Source organism: uncultured Veillonella sp. (assembly GCF_900545205.1).
GTDB lineage: Bacteria > Bacillota > Negativicutes > Veillonellales > Veillonellaceae > Veillonella.
The window spans coordinates 1-16793 of sequence record NZ_UQYC01000042.1; the positions used below are offsets into that span (position 1 = coordinate 1).

The 16793-nt window shown below is 40.0% G+C and carries 17 protein-coding genes; 3 read left to right on the forward strand and 14 right to left on the reverse strand.

Annotation, left to right across the window (positions count from 1 at the left end; genetic code table 11):
• The 12 genes from QZR70_RS05665 to QZR70_RS05720 form a co-directional block, all read right to left on the reverse strand.
• The coding region (locus tag QZR70_RS05665) for a [FeFe] hydrogenase, group A (RefSeq protein WP_295793717.1) at positions 1 to 1193 on the reverse strand (1193 nt) is incomplete at its 3' end.
• A 402-nt stretch (positions 1194 to 1595) separates the two neighbouring features.
• Positions 1596 to 1970 (reverse strand): hypothetical protein, encoded by a 375-nt coding sequence (locus tag QZR70_RS05670; protein ID WP_295793719.1) that lies wholly within the window; start codon positions 1968 to 1970, stop codon positions 1596 to 1598.
• A gap of 111 nt (positions 1971 to 2081) precedes the next feature.
• Entirely contained in the window at positions 2082 to 3125 is a 1044-nt protein-coding gene (locus QZR70_RS05675; protein WP_295793722.1) for a Fic family protein, read from the reverse strand.
• A gap of 361 nt (positions 3126 to 3486) precedes the next feature.
• Positions 3487 to 3852, reverse strand: coding sequence for a hypothetical protein (locus QZR70_RS05680; protein ID WP_295793724.1), 366 nt, complete (start codon positions 3850 to 3852; stop codon positions 3487 to 3489).
• A 484-nt stretch (positions 3853 to 4336) separates the two neighbouring features.
• Positions 4337 to 4708, reverse strand: a complete 372-nt coding sequence (locus QZR70_RS05685) for a hypothetical protein (protein WP_105093777.1) — start codon at positions 4706 to 4708, stop codon at positions 4337 to 4339.
• Between the two features lie 85 nt (positions 4709 to 4793).
• Positions 4794 to 7268, reverse strand: a complete 2475-nt coding sequence (gene gyrA / locus QZR70_RS05690; protein WP_295793725.1) for a DNA gyrase subunit A — start codon at positions 7266 to 7268, stop codon at positions 4794 to 4796.
• An 87-nt stretch (positions 7269 to 7355) separates the two neighbouring features.
• Entirely contained in the window at positions 7356 to 8351 is a 996-nt protein-coding gene (locus tag QZR70_RS05695; RefSeq protein WP_295793727.1) for a virulence RhuM family protein, read from the reverse strand.
• Positions 8352 to 8415: 64 nt separating this feature from the next.
• On the reverse strand, positions 8416 to 9222 hold the full coding sequence (locus QZR70_RS05700) for a hypothetical protein (protein WP_105089971.1): 807 nt from the start codon (positions 9220 to 9222) through the stop codon (positions 8416 to 8418).
• 19 nt (positions 9223 to 9241) lie between these two features.
• On the reverse strand, positions 9242 to 10021 hold the full coding sequence (locus tag QZR70_RS05705; RefSeq protein ID WP_295793730.1) for a hypothetical protein: 780 nt from the start codon (positions 10019 to 10021) through the stop codon (positions 9242 to 9244).
• Between the two features lie 256 nt (positions 10022 to 10277).
• On the reverse strand, positions 10278 to 11441 hold the full coding sequence (sfsA, locus tag QZR70_RS05710) for a DNA/RNA nuclease SfsA (protein WP_295793732.1): 1164 nt from the start codon (positions 11439 to 11441) through the stop codon (positions 10278 to 10280).
• Between the two features lie 176 nt (positions 11442 to 11617).
• Positions 11618 to 12481: a HigA family addiction module antitoxin gene (locus tag QZR70_RS05715; protein ID WP_295793734.1), complete on the reverse strand. Its 864-nt coding sequence runs from the start codon at positions 12479 to 12481 to the stop codon at positions 11618 to 11620.
• 16 nt (positions 12482 to 12497) lie between these two features.
• Entirely contained in the window at positions 12498 to 12794 is a 297-nt protein-coding gene (locus QZR70_RS05720; RefSeq protein WP_295793736.1) for a type II toxin-antitoxin system RelE/ParE family toxin, read from the reverse strand.
• A 463-nt stretch (positions 12795 to 13257) separates the two neighbouring features.
• Between QZR70_RS05720 and QZR70_RS05725 the strand changes: the two genes are divergently transcribed.
• From QZR70_RS05725 to QZR70_RS05735, 3 genes are all read left to right on the forward strand, one after another.
• Positions 13258 to 14214 (forward strand): DUF1858 domain-containing protein, encoded by a 957-nt coding sequence (locus tag QZR70_RS05725; protein ID WP_295793738.1) that lies wholly within the window; start codon positions 13258 to 13260, stop codon positions 14212 to 14214.
• A gap of 1 nt (position 14215) precedes the next feature.
• A complete protein-coding gene (locus QZR70_RS05730) occupies positions 14216 to 14881 on the forward strand; it encodes a hypothetical protein (protein ID WP_295213454.1) in 666 nt (221 codons plus the stop codon).
• A 257-nt stretch (positions 14882 to 15138) separates the two neighbouring features.
• Complete coding sequence (locus QZR70_RS05735; RefSeq protein ID WP_004694414.1) at positions 15139 to 15426, forward strand: cupin domain-containing protein; 288 nt, start codon at positions 15139 to 15141, stop codon at positions 15424 to 15426.
• A gap of 139 nt (positions 15427 to 15565) precedes the next feature.
• On the opposite strand, the gene QZR70_RS05740 is transcribed toward QZR70_RS05735, so the two are convergent.
• Both QZR70_RS05740 and imm48 read right to left on the reverse strand, forming a co-directional pair.
• Positions 15566 to 16087, reverse strand: coding sequence for a nitroreductase family protein (locus tag QZR70_RS05740; RefSeq protein WP_295793739.1), 522 nt, complete (start codon positions 16085 to 16087; stop codon positions 15566 to 15568).
• An 82-nt stretch (positions 16088 to 16169) separates the two neighbouring features.
• A complete protein-coding gene (gene imm48, locus QZR70_RS05745; RefSeq protein WP_295793741.1) occupies positions 16170 to 16562 on the reverse strand; it encodes an Imm48 family immunity protein in 393 nt (130 codons plus the stop codon).
• Between the last annotated feature and the right edge of the window lie 231 nt (positions 16563 to 16793).

The window sequence follows — 16793 nt, forward strand, 5'->3', positions numbered from 1 at the left end:
GGTGAATCTGATTCGTTTTCATGCCATACCGGGGGTCCACCAATACAGCCGCCTGGGCAAGCCATAACTTCGATGAAGTCATAGTGTTTGTCGCTGTCTTTCAATGCATTAAGGAAGTCACGTGTATTTTTACCGCCATGTACTACGGCAACGGTCAATGTAACGTCATCACCTAGTTGAACAGTGGCCTCTTTAACGCCTTCCATACCACGAACGTCTTCGAGGTGTGTCAAAGCATATGGAGGTGGCTCTTTATCTGTGATGAGCTTATACGCTGTACGTATAGCTGCTTCCATAACACCGCCAGTGTTACCGAAGATGATGGATGCGCCAGTTTCCATACCGATTAAGTCATCGAATTGGGACTCTTCAATCGCATTGAAGTCGAGGTTTTCCTCTTGAATCCAACGGATGAACTCACGTGTAGTAATGGAAATATCTGTATCCATGCCAAGGGATTCGTCATTATGATAACGAGCTGCTGCATTTTCTTCTTCCCGTTTTGTTTCTGCTTTTTTAGCCGTACAAGGGTTTACAGATACAGATACGATATTGCTAGGATTAATGCCTTTTTTCTCAGCAAAGTATGTTTTAATCATAGCTGCTTCCATAGCGATACAAGAACGTGTGGAAGACAAGTTAGGAATTAATTCAGGGAAGTAGATTTCCGCAAAGCGTACCCACGCTGGGCAGCAGCTTGTGAACTGAGGAATTTGACCGCCAGTTTTAAGACGTTCTACAAGCTCAGATGCTTCTTCCATGATCGTTAAATCCGCACCAAAGTTAGTATCTACTACATAGTCCGCACCTAATGCGCGCAAAGCGCCAACCATTTTACCTTCAAGGAATGTACCTGGTTCGTAGCCAAAGCCTTCACCGATAGCTACGCGAACCGCTGGAGCTGTTTGGATAACTACGATTTTTTCAGGATCTGCAAGCGCTGCTTTCACCTTTTCAAGCTCGGATTTAGCATGCATGGAGTCGAATGGACATGCAGCCGCACATTGACCACAGTGGATACATACAGGCACGTCGCCGTTTGCATCGAGATCGTAGTAGTCGAGTACGCTCATTACGTCCGCACAAGCGCGACGGCATAACGTACAGTTTTTACACTTGGAAATGTCGTGATAAATGGATGGATTGTCGAGCGCAATCGGCACACGTTTATCGATAAATTCGTATTGAGACATGAGGACCTCCTCTAACAAACTAAAACTAGCAAACCTTTAAAAGAAATAGACCAAACTACAGAGCACTGTGCTCAAGGCGTACTTCCACATCTTACCTTTAGTATACGCTATAGTGAAAGTTTATACTATGTAGAAATGTTACACTTTTGCGTAAAATTATGATCAATCAACCCTCTCTAAATGACATAATATTGTTCAAACATTCTACATGATATTGTGCGTAAGCATATTTCAATAAGAGACAACTTACAAAAATGCGTAATAATATTCCCATTGTACCACGAATGGATAAATAATTCACCAAATTTTAGGGAATTAAAGGTAAATAAAAAACGCACGCCCTCAAATAAGAACGTGCGTATATAGGCTTTCACCAAAAATCATAACCCTCGGAGGATCAGATTATTTGTCACCCCAGATAAGTGTGTATACAGCGTATGCAGGAGTACCTTGTTCAACCTTACGAGTAGATTTGCTAGGTTGTTCTTGTTTTACTACTTCGCCTTTTGGATTGTAAAGAGTAACCTTAACGTCTTTTACTTCGCGTTTTTTGTGGTTGAACTCTTCAGTTACGATGTAGTGGTAACCTTCGTAGTCCATAGCTTTGATGTCCAAAACAGCTTTTTTATCATCTTTTTTAACAGAATCGTTATCGATGGACCAAGTGATGCCATTACTATCAGTACCAACAGTATACCAATTTGCTGCATCAACACTACCGATGCCACCAATAAATAAAGCGCCTGCTGCCAAAACAGCTGCCAATGTTTTTTTCATATGTTTACCTCTCGATTTAAATACAAGAATACAAAAACTAGTATATTCGATGAAACTAAATATTTTATGAAAGACAAACGTGCTCAATTATTAGAAGGTCTATACCAAGTATTAAGACCTCACATAATAAGTAGAGCGACCGCCACCTTTTCGTTGAATACGACCATCCTTCACAAGAGCACGTACAGACCCTTCAATAGCACTATCGCTAAGATTAGGACACCATTCTCTAAGATCTTGCTTTGTGAAATCCCCTAAGTGATTATCGATAGCTGCTTTCACTTGATCCATTGCAGAACCACTATTTGCCAATATAGAACTGCGGTCCTCAAAGTCATGATACGCGGCCAATAACATTTGTAACCAATACCGAATGAAAGTCGTAGGACAAGAGCTTTCATCATACCAGGCATCACTAGACTCGCGTAAAGCAGTATAATACATATCCTTATGTCTTGCAATCTTGGCCTCTAACGATACATATTTCCCTACCATAAAGCCACTACGATACAACAATAATGTCGTAAGTAAACGACTCATGCGACCATTTCCATCATTGAATGGGTGAATACATAGGAAATCATGTATAAAAATTGGAATAGCTAGAAGTGGTTCTACCTCTCCATTGCCTACAACACGATTATATTCAGCACAAATCTGGTCAAGAGCCTCTGCTGTCTCATAGGGCGCTAGAGGAGTAAATAACACCTCTGTCCGTCCATCGGGATAGGTAGCACTAATATAGTTCTGTACACTCTTTAACTGTCCACCACGAGCATTAAACTGGTAATTATACAAAATCTTGTGCAACTGCAAAATATGATTGCGACACAAGGATATGGAATCATAACTTTCATGGATAACATTTAAAGCATCACGATACCCCATAATCTCCTGCTCATCCCGATTTCGAGGTGTAGTCTTGTCAGCTACCAACTGCCGAAGGCGCGTACTCGTCGTCACGATTCCTTCAATCGCATTCGAAGCCTCTGTACTCTGTACCTTTGCTAACTCTACAAGAGAATCTAATATGGCAGGACACTGTGAAAGCAAAACCTCCTCCTTGCCATTCGCCCGGTAGATTCCCGCAATAAGACTTAAAATATCCATATCCCACGACAAAGACTGAATCCAACCATACTCAAAACGACGCATACACACACCCCCATTCGGTTCTAATCCCTTATACATAAAATTATTCCCTTAAATTATACCATAAAATAAGGGAATAAGCATTTTGGAACATTTCCTCATTAGGAAATGAGAAAACGGGTGAATATATCTCGTAGGACGACTTAGGTCACTATTCCCCTACGCAGTTTTGAGTAAATTAAATCATACGTGCAGAAAGGGTTCTATCTCTTTGAGACCGACTTAGCTCGCTTTTTCCCGAACGCAGATATGGTAAATTTCCACATTAGTGAAAATACAAGGGCGGATAGTCCCTCGAAATCGACTTAGCTCGCTTTGGAGATTGAGAGGAACTATCCGCCCGGAATTGGACTAAAGAGGAAATTTACCAAATCAAGTGATACACGTGATCTAGGTTACTTCCTTCTTGTATTTGTACTTTTGTATTTGCTAATGTTTCAGATCCAATCATATAGCCTTGTGGGTTATATGATGTAACATCAATGAGCTGCACTGTTTTATCAGCGCGATTGAATGTCATTGTATAAATGGAGTGATCTCCATTAGGATCTACAATCTTCAAACGCAATGTAGCGCGAGCATCATTTTTATCAACAGAATCATTGTCGATGTAACCTGTACGACCAGCTTGGTCCGTATCCAATGCGTACCAACTTTCAGCATGAGACACGCCTACACCAGCGCTAAATAACAAACCGGCTACCGCTAAACAAGCAAACCATTTCTTCATAACTATTCTCTCCTGACTATAAAATTCAAATAACTATGCAATCTGCATACCATAAATTCTCTACGCCTTCATTATAACACCATAATTGCATATTACTAATAAAAACTCTATTAAATGCATAAATTATATAGAACCCCTAAGGAACATCTAGCGAGGTCCCTATGGGTTTAAATAATCGTATTGTAATAGGGATGCCCATACCAAGATTAGCGTAAATTAGAAATAAAAAGGCCCAACACTTCAATGAAAACGACTTAGCTTATTCCTCTAGGAACGTCTAGCAAGGCCCCTATGGGCTTTAAATAATCCAATGGATTGAACGCTGATATTCGCTCTGTAAGATTGGTAAGAAAACAGAAAGCCCCGAACTATTCTGAAAACGACTTAGTTCACTATGGAGGCTATCAGGATAGTTCGGGGCTACTTATACGTTCTGAATATCTAACTAGACAGAGCGAATATCAGCTTCTATTAAATTGTTGGATTATTTACCCCATAGGGCCTGCATAACTTCTGCGCCCATGGTATCATCTTCAATTTTTGTAGGTTTTTGTGCTTCTTTACTGGACAACAATGCTACACCTGCAGCACTGTATACTGTTGTATCAAGTTCTGTCCATGTTTTTTCTTTGCGATCGATACGTACTGTGTAGATGTATGTGAAGCCTTCTACATTGTTAATTTTAACAAGTACTGTAGCCGCATCATCTGTTTTATATACAGAAGAGTTGTCGATAAACCATGCTGCATCGTCAGCGTCAGCATCGATATAATACCAATCAGCGGCACTCGCTTGGCCAAAGCCACCTACAAAGAAAACCCCTGCTGCAAACATAGCAGCTAACCATTTTTTCATTTCTAACTCCTTAACGCTAGAGACGACCATCTAAGATGGCCGCCCATAGTTACTTACATATTTGTATCTTAATTACTTAATTATATTATTCTTCAGTTCCGTCTTCTTCGATTTCAGAACCTGGAATAACAGCAATGCTAGCTACTTTATCACCTTCGTCGAGGTTTTGTGTTTTCACACCAGAAATAGCTTTGCCTTTTTTAACAGCAATATCATTCATATTAAAGCGAATAATCTTGCCTTGTTCAGAGATAAGCATTACTTCATCATCATTATGAACAACTTCAACGGCAACTACGTCACCTGTTTTGTTCGTAATCTTGAAGTTCTTAGAGCCTTTACCGCCGCGTTTTTGCAATGTATAAGCTTCCGCATCATTGCGTTTACCAAATCCTTCTTCGGAGATAGTAAACACTTGTGCTTCGCTTTCATCAGCATTAATAACACCAGCACCTACAACCACATCGCCTGCATTGAGTTTAATGCCCCGCACACCGTGAGCCGCACGTTTCATAAGGCGTACATCGCTTTCACTGAAACGAATAGCGATACCCAATTTAGTACCAATCAAGATATCTTGGTCACCAGTCGTTACGTTGACGGAAATCAAGTGATCCCCTTCATCGAGGTTGATAGCGTTGAGACCAGAACGACGGATGTTGCGGTATTCTTCGATAGCTGTACGTTTTACAACGCCGAACTCAGTTACCATGAATAAGTTTACATCTTCTTGAACCCGTTCAAGGTCGATCATAGTCGTAACGGATTCGCCTACAGCTAGTGGCAATACGTTAACCATGGCCGTACCGCGAGAATTACGGGAACCTGCTTCTGGCACTTCGTATGCTTTGAGGCGGTATGTACGACCAGTGGACGTGAAGAACAACAATGTATTATGCGTACGAACATGCATAATTTGTGTTACATAATCGTCTTCCTTCGTCTTCATGCCGATAACGCCAGCGCCACCTTTATGTTGGTTGCGATATACGTTCGCATTCATCCGTTTGATATAACCTTGTTTAGTCAAGGTAATAACCATCTCTTCGTCAGCGATGAGGTCTTCTACATCAAGGTCGGACGTATCGATTGTGATTTCAGAACGACGAGGGTCGCCGTATTTCTTCTTCATATCATCCAGTTCGTCTTTGATGATTTGACGTTGACGCGCTTCGCTAGCCAAGATAGCTTTCAAGTCTTCGATCAATGCCAACAATTCCTTGTATTCGTCTTCGATTTTCTCGCGTTCCAAGCCTGTTAAACGGCGTAAACGCATGTCGAGGATGGCTACTGCTTGTTTTTCTGAAAGCCCGAATTTTTGCATCAATGCGTTACGTGCAATTTCGTCAGTTTGAGAACTGCGGATTGTAGCGATAACTTCATCGATGTGGTCAAGGGCGATCAATAAGCCTTCCAAGATGTGTGCACGCGCTTCAGCTTTGTTAAGCTCGAATTGAGTGCGGCGTACGATTACATTGAGACGATGATCTAAGTAGTAACCCAATACTTCTTTCAAATTCAATACGCGAGGATGACCGTCTACGAGAGCCAACATAATCACGCCGAAAGATTCTTGAAGTTGAGTGTGTTTATATAATTTGTTAAGAACGATATCTGGTTGCACGTCAGCGCGCAATTCGATAACGATGCGCATACCTTGACGGTCAGATTCGTCGCGAAGTGCTGTGATGCCATCAATAACCTTGTCGCGGCTCAAGTTCGCAATCGTTTCAATAACGCGAGCCTTGTTAACTTGGTATGGGATCTCAGTCACTACAATTTTATGCTTGCCCTTCGCCATTTCTTCAATGGTTGCACGAGCGCGCATTTTTACGCTGCCACGACCTGTGGAGTATGCTTTTTTAATGCCTTCCCGGCCCAAAATGAGCGCCCCAGTCGGGAAGTCTGGACCTTTGATTTGCGTCATCAATTCGTCCACAGTTACATTTGGATTATCGATGAGCATGGTAAGGCCATTACATACCTCGTTAAGGTTGTGCGGCGGAATATTTGTCGCCATCCCTACGGCGATACCGCTGGAACCATTGATGAGAAGATTTGGAATCTTCGCTGGCAATACGGTAGGTTCTTGCAAGCTTTCATCATAGTTCGGCATGAAATCAACAGTTTCCTTGTCGATATCAGCGAGCATTTCTTGCGTAATTTTTGCCATACGTACTTCGGTATAACGCATCGCAGCAGCACTATCGCCGTCGATGGAACCAAAGTTACCGTGGCCGTCTACCAAGAGGTAGCGCGTATTGAAATCTTGCGCCAAACGTACAGTCGCATCATAAACGGAACTATCACCATGTGGATGATACTTACCAAGTACGTCACCAACGATACGAGCGGATTTCTTGTACGGTTTATTTGGCGTCATGCCTGTTTCGTGCATCGCGTACAAAATACGACGATGAACTGGTTTCAAGCCGTCACGCACATCTGGAAGAGCACGCATTACGATTACGGACATCGCATAATCGATATAAGCGTTCTTCATTTCTTTATCAATCTGAACGGGATGAATATTCCCGTGGGACCATTGTTGGTCTGCCACAATCTCACCTCATTTTACTAACACTGATTATAATACATCATAATATTATAGCATTTTTAAGGGCTAAAGGCTATAAACCCTTTATTATTAACTGTGTTCTTTCACAAATCTATCAAAATCAGAAATTACCTTCTGCTGTGTATTAAATACTTCATATTCACTAACAGCTTTCTTCTGTGCTTGTGTCATAGAAATAAGTCCTTTATTTCTTAAGATTTGATACTCATTAAAATCTAAAAACTTATCAACACTTTCAATAAAAGCTTTCATAGTAAATGTTTCACGTCGTTCAATAATACGTTCTATATAATCAAAAAATGAGGATATCGTTCGCTCAAGTTGTTCAATTTCTTCAACGGATAAATAATTTTTGGCTACAATTACATCTTTTTTATAAATCCGCCCTTCCGGTCCAGATTCCCACGTAGTCAATCCCATATGATCCTTTGTAGCATCTGCATGACTATGAATGATCTCTGCAGCAGTTTGACCAGTAATAGCATAATGAAACTTATTCTGTATCGTTCCAAAAAATTCTCTAGTAATAGGTGATTGTGCATCATAATCGATTGCACACGCAGCAAATATATCTGTTACTTGTTGATATATGCGTCGTTCACTAGCGCGAATTGAGCGGACTCTTCGTAGCAATTCTTTAAAATAATCGTGTCCAAATGAACGTCCATTCTTTAGCATAACATCATCAAGAGCAAAACCTTTGATAATATATTCCCGTAAAACTCCTGTCGCCCAAATTCGAAATTGAGTTGCCTTTTTGCTATTTACTCGATATCCTACCGCAATGATAGCATCAAGATTATAAAAATTAGTTTGATAAATTTTACCATCTTCAGCAGTTGTTTCCATTTTGGAAATAACTGCTGATATAACTAGTTCTCCACTTTCAAATATATTCTTCAGATGCTTACTAATAGCAGGTATATTAACATCAAATAGTTTTGCCATATCTTTTTGTGTCATCCAAAATGTTTCATCTTTGAATAGTACATTCGTGGAAACAGATTCATTCTCTGCTTGATATACAATAACATTTCCTGTAATCGCATTTTCTAAAGATGTCATATAATTCCCCTCTATATTTATATCTCATTTTATTTCATACTTCTAAGCTATTCCTGCTTCTTATTTAATGAGCTGCATGATATATCATATGGTCCAAGACCTTAACAAAGTCTCGTTCCACACCTGAAGTATCATTACCAGTACTGCCAATTCCGGTTAACATAGTTTCTTTCCAATCATTCCTTGCCATAAATCGAAAACCTATCAAATACTCGGCTTTTGTTTTGTCCGCTTCCTCTTTAGGTAAATAGTAAATACCAACGCTTCTATCAGCACGAGGATGTAACAGTGCTGGATTATCTTGCGGTTTATATTCGCTATATATGGATTTCATAAAGGTTAGAATATCTTCACCCGTTACATACTTATCTACAAAGATAATTTCATTGGATCTAAATAGAGGTATCTGATTAGTACCTGCTACACGTGTTGCTTCAGATTTCTTTAGCTTTAAAACTTCCTCATGTGTGGCCATTCGCAGGCCATGTTGCTTAGCACGTTCCACCAAAGCAGCGTTCAAATGAATTAAATACTCTTGTGAATAGGCAAAATTAGCATTCGTGTATCTTTCACCACCTGGAACCGGTAAGGTTGGGCGTTGCACCACAGAATTCGTAGTGAAAGAAAAACCGTTGCTTTCATCATAAAAGACATACACATTCCGCTGGAACGGTTTTTCCTGTTCCACTACAGAGGACTGGAGAACAAGATTAGGATGAACAACAGCAAACTCCTTTTCCACACTAGCCTTGATATCCTCTGGCGTCGCAGGATCACCATTCTCCGTCGTCCACACAAAAGAACAACCGCTCAATAAAAATGTACAAATACACACAACAACTAATGATATATACCTAATCAACTGCTTCATAGATACACCTCTCCCTGACCTATTTTCCTCGCACAGCCTGTTGTATTTCCCGATTAACAACGGTAATTATGTCTCGTTCAATCTGCTCAGAACTCTTATCTTGATAACCAACACCACTCATTAAGGTATCTCGCCAATCTTCCCGCCCTCTAATTTTAAAACTTATTAGGTACAGAGCCTTGCTCTTGTCTGTTTCACCATTTGGTAAATAGTAAAAGCTAACCTTACGGCCATACACGCTACTTACTAAGGTCTCGTCACCATTAGGTTTATATAGAGAATATATGTCTCGTAACATACCTACGACACCTGCGCCATTCGATGTTTGATTAAGAAATATAAAATCCCCTTCCTCAAACAAAGGCACCGTACTATTATCCTCTTTTCGCATAATCTTAGCATCCATTAGCGCTTTGCGCTCCTCATTATTAGCTACCTGAAATCTATACTTTGCAGCAAGCAGTGCTACCTCACTATTCAAGCGATCTAAATAAGCCTCTGCATACCTATACTCTGCGTTCGTAACCCGTTGACCACCAGGAATAGGCAACTGAGGAACCTCAACAGAAGCACGCGCAGTAAAGACAATGCCATTATTCTCATCAAAAAACGTATATTCATAGTGCTTATAAGGCTTTGTAGTAACAACCTCAGAAGCCTGCAACACTAGACGCGGATGATACGACGCAAAACGCTTCTCAACCATTGCCTTTACATCATCCGGCGTATACGGCTCAGCATCGAGCGTCGTTAACCGAGAAGAAGTACAACCACCCAATACAACACTACAAACACACACCAAAACCAACAACACAAACCTAACAAACACAGGCATACACAACCACACCTCTCTCCCTTTACCAACTTTAGAATGAATATGCTGGCATGACTATAATTAGGATTATATTATTATTGATGGGACATCTTTATAGCTAGTGTTTTAAAAAGTGCTATTACCTATTGATGAGCGACTTAGGTCACTATGGAGCGAGGAGATAGGTAATAGCACTTTTTAACTAAGTATGCATATAGTTCTCGGGCCCCATCAATAATAGCTATCTATTAACTAGTTCATCCAGCATATTCATTCTATAATGTTCCACTACATCCATGAACGCTTTGTTATGAATAGGATTTTCCGTCATCCCAAATAGGTGACTGTTACAGTCGCAGTCAGAGGATCCAAATTTAGGCACGTCCCATTCGGCAATGCCACGGACCGCATCAGCGAGAGCGCATTCCGCATCATCCCAGCTAGTTCGAATCGGCAGGCCTGCAATCATTTCGCAGTGACCGCGGAAATAGTCTAGATGCCAGTGCATTTTCTTCCGTTTTCGCTTGTGGCGCTCAATGCGTTTCGTTAAGTTCGCCTTCGCAGAGCCTACGTACATATAGTAACCCGCCTTGAAATGCATCATCCCTTTAGAGCCGATTTCAAGGTCAAGATCATGGCCGAGGTGCATGACCATCACGTACACGCCGCTATCGTGAGCCTCTGTGTCGAGGATGCTACTTGGATAGGAACATTCATGGGTTACAGTAGGCATGGTGAAAGTCTCGTCCCACGCTACAGCAACGGCTTTCCAGTCTAAAGAAGGGGCTACCTCTTTAAAAGTACGTGCGAATTCCAAATCGGTATGGTAGTCAGGCAAGAACCACTGCGCTCTATCCCATTGCACAAGGAATAAAACGCCTGTGTGATACCCTTCGTTTTGCAATTCTTTCAAATGTAGTAAATGCTTGCGACCCCGTTCTGTAATAGCATCAGGGAACATAGCACCAGTCTTGGAGAATAGCGTACAAGACTTAACCTCTAACAAGAACTCATCCCCCGCATCATTAGTGAGGAGCAAGTCAAAACGTGATGATGTGCCGTGTAATTTAACCGTATACTCTCGTCTTACGACACGCCACTCTTCCCAACCAGGGATGAGTTTATTTTCGATCAAATGCTGCGCTACATCATTACTATAATTTGTATCGAGCATAATCACTACGCCATCTCGCTCAATGCCTACCACGCGATATTTTGTCTTCGCATCAGGTTTATCGTGGGGCACGATGTACATCGTTGCACCTGTAAACAAGAGCTCCCACATGCGCCCTGGATTTGGTAAATGAGCGAGTACGCTTTCACCATTTAAATCTAAAGTCACCACAAAACGGTTCGGGCGACCTGTATATTTCGCTTTTAAAATTGTATCGTAAAGGACCTTCATTGTATCTCCTATATCAGTAATATTCTATATGTCTATTATACGCTATTTTGTTACAGGATAAGAATCCTATACATCGTACTATGAAAGTCCTTACGTTAATGGGAACCTCTAACAAGTGCTATAAGCCCTTAAAAACTTACAAAAAAGAGGTGTTTAAAAACTTACTAAAATATGGCTCAATAATTCACCACAGTTACAGGATCATTGTTACGGTATTTGCGATTACTGCGTTGATAATCTCGTTCTACCAAGTTATGTAGGGCTTCTCCTAATAACTTCCAAAAACCATCAGTATCTTCCGTTGGTATACCAAGAACAATGGAGCTTCCTTTGGAATACGTAATACATGTGGAGGTTATATTATCAAGAATTGGCAAATATACGATAATGACACCACACGCTCCTAGCATATCCTTAAGAGGCTCTTTCACACCAGCTAATGGTTCGCTCTTAAGGTCCTCAATTTTAGGTATAAATTTTCTTAGTAACTCCGCATCATAAGAATTTACCTCTACAAAACGAGCTTGCCCTTTCGTGATTTGTACTAATGTATAAATCGCACTCTTTTTAGCTAGCTCCATATCCTTAATATTTTCATATACTAAGGGCATAACCATTTCATTATCTACATTTTTTAAAGAAGCTACCTCAAAAAATTTTTGTAAATTATTGACCTGCTCCGCTGCCTTTTTGGTTTCTGGCACGATACCTAAACGTGCTAATTTAGCATAACCAAAAGGCTTAGCAAAATTGATTTCTTCATCAATGGAGTTTTCATACTCTACTTTTAATATCTTCTCTCTGTAATTGGCTTCTAATCCATTCCAAAAACTTGCTTCTACACCAAACACCCGTTCAAGACGCATTGCCACATCCTGTGTTAGTGGGACTTCACCATTAATGAGCTTACTGATGTGCTTCTCACTCATATCCATTCGTGTAGCTAATTCTTTTTGCGTCATATGCCTATCTTCTAAAACCTCTTTTATTGTCATTCCAGGCGGTATAGCAATAAAAGTTTTACTCTCATATATCTTCATAGGTATATCTCCTATTCTAATGATAATCTACAATTTCTTGAATCTCTACTACATGAAACGTTCCATCAATATGTATAAAAATAAGTCTATAAGGGTGTACTAAATCCATAGCATATTGAGTTTTGCGATCTCCAACCAACTTATGACACCTACCTATACCATTTAAAATCAAATACTGAATAGATGTAGCAAAACGAAGTTGATCAATTCTTAAATGAATTTTACGTGCCATCTCACGTCCATATTCTCGCCTAGCAGTATTTGCATCTGTACAAACTGTTTCTAACTTATTATTCTTATATCGTATATCCAATATGTCACCGACTCTCTCAAATCATAGTGAATGGTTGATACAATATAAATGGCCATTTATAATAATTTACCTAGTAGGTTAATTCTATTATACCTCTTCAAATACAAATGTAAATAAATAATTTACCAATTGGGTAAATTTAATAACGCTATGTAGTATCAAAAATCATGTATGCTATTAATAATTAATATTGAAATTTTTCATTTTTGTAGCTTAGGTTACATTATTACGTGTTAAAATAGTTTATACTAGGAACATCAGGTCAGTATTTAATACCCGTACTGATCGTTACGCCGGGTTTTGATGAGGCATCGCCTAGTTGATCTCATCACGCTGTTCGTATACGTGCGAAGCTTTCACAAAACCCAACGGCGTATATTTTTTACAAACAAAGAATCACATAGATTAACTAAGTAGTTTTAGCCACTATTCTCCGCAGAGAGGGCTCGAGAAAGGATTTAACATGGCACAAATTGCAGCAAATTTACAACGCATTAAAAACGGTCAACGCCGTTATGCAATTACACCTCGCGTTCCTGCAGGTTTCATTCAACCTGAACAATTACAAAAATATATCGACGTAGCTAATGAGTTCGGCGCCGTTCTTAAATTGACTGGCAGCCAACGCATTATGATTACGAATTTGAAAGCAGAAGACGTAGATAAAGCTTGGGAAATGCTCGGCATGGAGCCAGCGTACACTGTATCTAATCGCGTGCGCAGCGTAAAAATCTGTCCAGGTACTACATTCTGTAAACGCGCTAAACAAGATAGCGTACATCTTGGCATGCAAATCGAGCGCAAATATTTGTCTCAAGAAATGCCAAGCAAAATGAAAATCGGTGTGTCCGGTTGTCTTAACTCTTGTACTGAAAGCCGCATGAAAGATGTGGGCATCATCGGTACTGTAGAGGGCTGGAATGTTTACGCTGGCGGTAGCGGCGGTGCTCATCCACGCATCGGCGACCTCATCGCTGAAGTAACAACTGAAAAAGAAGCTCTTGCATTAGTAGATCGTATCATTGCATACTATAAAGAAAATGCACAAATCGAGCGTATGGGCGAATTCATTGACCGCATTGGTTTAGAGGCTTTCAAAGCAGCTGTATTAGGCGACCTTGAAGGTGCTACAGCTGAAAGCAAATCCGATGAACCAGCTGTGTTCTTACCTGGTCATGGCAACGACCCTGAACCAGAAGCACCACGCCTCGAAGCAGGTGCCCCTATTACACCAGATACAATCATTCGCGATATCGTAGATACATATCCAAATGTTGTACCTGTGTTACAAAGCATCGGCATGGGTTGCCTTGGTTGCCCATCTTCTACGGCTGAACCATTATGGCAAGCTGCAGAAATTCACGGTGTTAATGTATACGATTTAGTTCAAAAATTAGAAACAGCACGAAAAGGAGCTTAATATGTCCGCATTCTTAGGTCACATCCATTACTGGTTATATCGTAAAATTCAATTGCTCGTAGAGCGTGAAAACTTGATTTTAGAGAAAACAACTAAGGTTGTTGATGATTTGGCAGAGGAATTGCACTCCATCTCCGTAGATACTTACGGTGAGCCAATCAACCCAAGTATTCCTCTGGAAAACATCATCGATCATGGTAATATCCATGGCTGGTTGTCAAACCAAATCAACATTGCATCCGTTCGCGAAGCAGCTTTCATCAAAGATTTGCTCGACACTAACTCCGGCGACGAAGCGGTGAACGTAGTAACAGCTATTCTTGATGCGTTTGCTGTACAAGGCCAAGCATGTGGCGTTGTGGCACAAGATAACCTTGAAGAACACACAGCTCCAGCAATTTACAATGCGTTGCAAAACTTCTACGTAAATGGCATGCCTTGCGATGGTGGTGACCAAGTTGTTTCTGAAAGCCCAGATGAATTTACATGGGTTGGGGATCACAGATTACAAGCAGGCTACTGGCGTACAGCGGGCGTTGACCCTAAGTTCATGGCATTAGCGTACCAAACATGGTTCGAAGCCTTTGTAAAAGCGGTAGATCCAAACTTTGAACTTGTAACGACTGAAGAAAACGGCACACGTTTATACTCCATTCGTAAAAAATAATAGAGTATCTACTCTCAAATATATGTACCCAAAAACGAGCGTTTAAAGCGCTCGTTTTTTCTTGCCCAATATTTGGCTATTTGAGTTTTCTATATATTTCTTCCCTATTTTTTCAAAACTGTAGCTATAGGCACAGCATTGATAAGTAATATCATTTATAATGTAACCATAAGATAAATACATCATATTATGTATTAACACAACGTAACGTATAAACATAAGCTTTCAAAATAAAAGCTAGAATTAGGAGGTCTATTATGGCAGGCACAGTTAATCAAGAATTAGGTTTATTATTCCAAGGTCCTAACTATGTAATCGTTAAAAAAGGTGGCAAAGCTGGTGAAAAGGTAGAAAAACATAACCATCCAGAAGCTAATGTCATCTTTACAGTAGTTAAAGGTAAAGTACAAGTATTCCTTAACGAAACTGAAGAACACGTACTCGTTCCAGGCCAAGTATTAGAATTCAACGGCGACAACTACATCCAAGCTACACTTGTAGAAGACAGCGAATTCGTTGTAAACCTTATTCATAAACCAGAATAAAAACTAGTTTAAACATAAACCCTATAAGAAAAAGCGGTTAATCGTAATTGATTAACCGCCTTTTTTAGTAAGCTGCCCGTTTTATATAGTTACTATTTTATGGAGCATATAATTTTGTGGAGCTTACATTTTGTAGAGCTTAAAAGGAATTATATATTGTTAGCTCACTTACATCAGACCGTTTTGTATGGCCCGGTGCAGGTACGCAGTCTGGATGTGGGTATCCAATAGGAAAGATGGCTACAGGTATGATAGTATCTGGCAAGTTATAAGCCGTACGCACTTTAGCGGGATCAAAATGAGCAATCCATGTTGTACCGAGGCCCATATCTGCGACTTGGAACATAATATGAGAGCCTACAATGCTGGCGTCTACAGAGCCTAAATCCGCATCATCATATTCTCGCTTCCAGCTCACTTGATTATCGTAACAAACAATAATAGCCAAAGGCGCATTAAAATGACCATTTGTACAGTCTTTTAGTTTATTAAGACTATCTGCTGTATTTAATACAAGTAGTCGTTGTGGCTGATAATTATGAGCTGTAGGCGCTAATCTTGCTGCCTCTAAGATTATATTTACCTTCTCCTGCTCTACAGGTTTCGTATCAAATTTTCGAACCGAATACCGTTCTGTGGCCAACGCTTTAAAATCCTTCATTAGATCTCACTCCTTAGATGAAATAAGCTAATCTATTTTAAAGAAAACACCTATATAATACTTATAATATATTAATTCGCTATTATAGCTCTCCTTTTACCACTTGAACCACTTCATTAAAATCCTCTGAAAGGGCATCAAATTCTTGGTCAGAATATAGGAAATAACCTTCTAAACCTCTATGAATAATCGCATTTACTGTTGGGTGAAACTCTTCATCTGTGGCATCAATGACAAATTGCGTCATTTGATAAGCAACTTCCTCTGAATAAGTAAGTTTATCAATACCAATATGAACCATCAAGGCTTGGACATCCTCTGGTGTAAGGGACTCCTTTTGAGCCGTCCCATTTAACATTCCAAAAATATATGCTGCCGCTAACTGTCTTTCAAGCTCATCCGCTAAATCAATCGTAACCAAGCTAAGGAATGTATCAACCATTTCCATAACTTCATTCACAATACTCTCTTTCATAATAAATCCTTTCTAAAACAGCTTAGATATTATCACAAGCATAGCTATTGAATATAAAACTGACAAATTTCGCCCCTTAGTTTACATGACAATATTAATACAACTAACAATATGCCATCTCTATACAGACTACTTCTGTTAATATATTTCTCTATCTTACTATAAAAGTCCTTTAAAATCATAACCACCCGTAGAACGGGTGGTTTGCTCTGACCCTATAAGGGTCTTTCT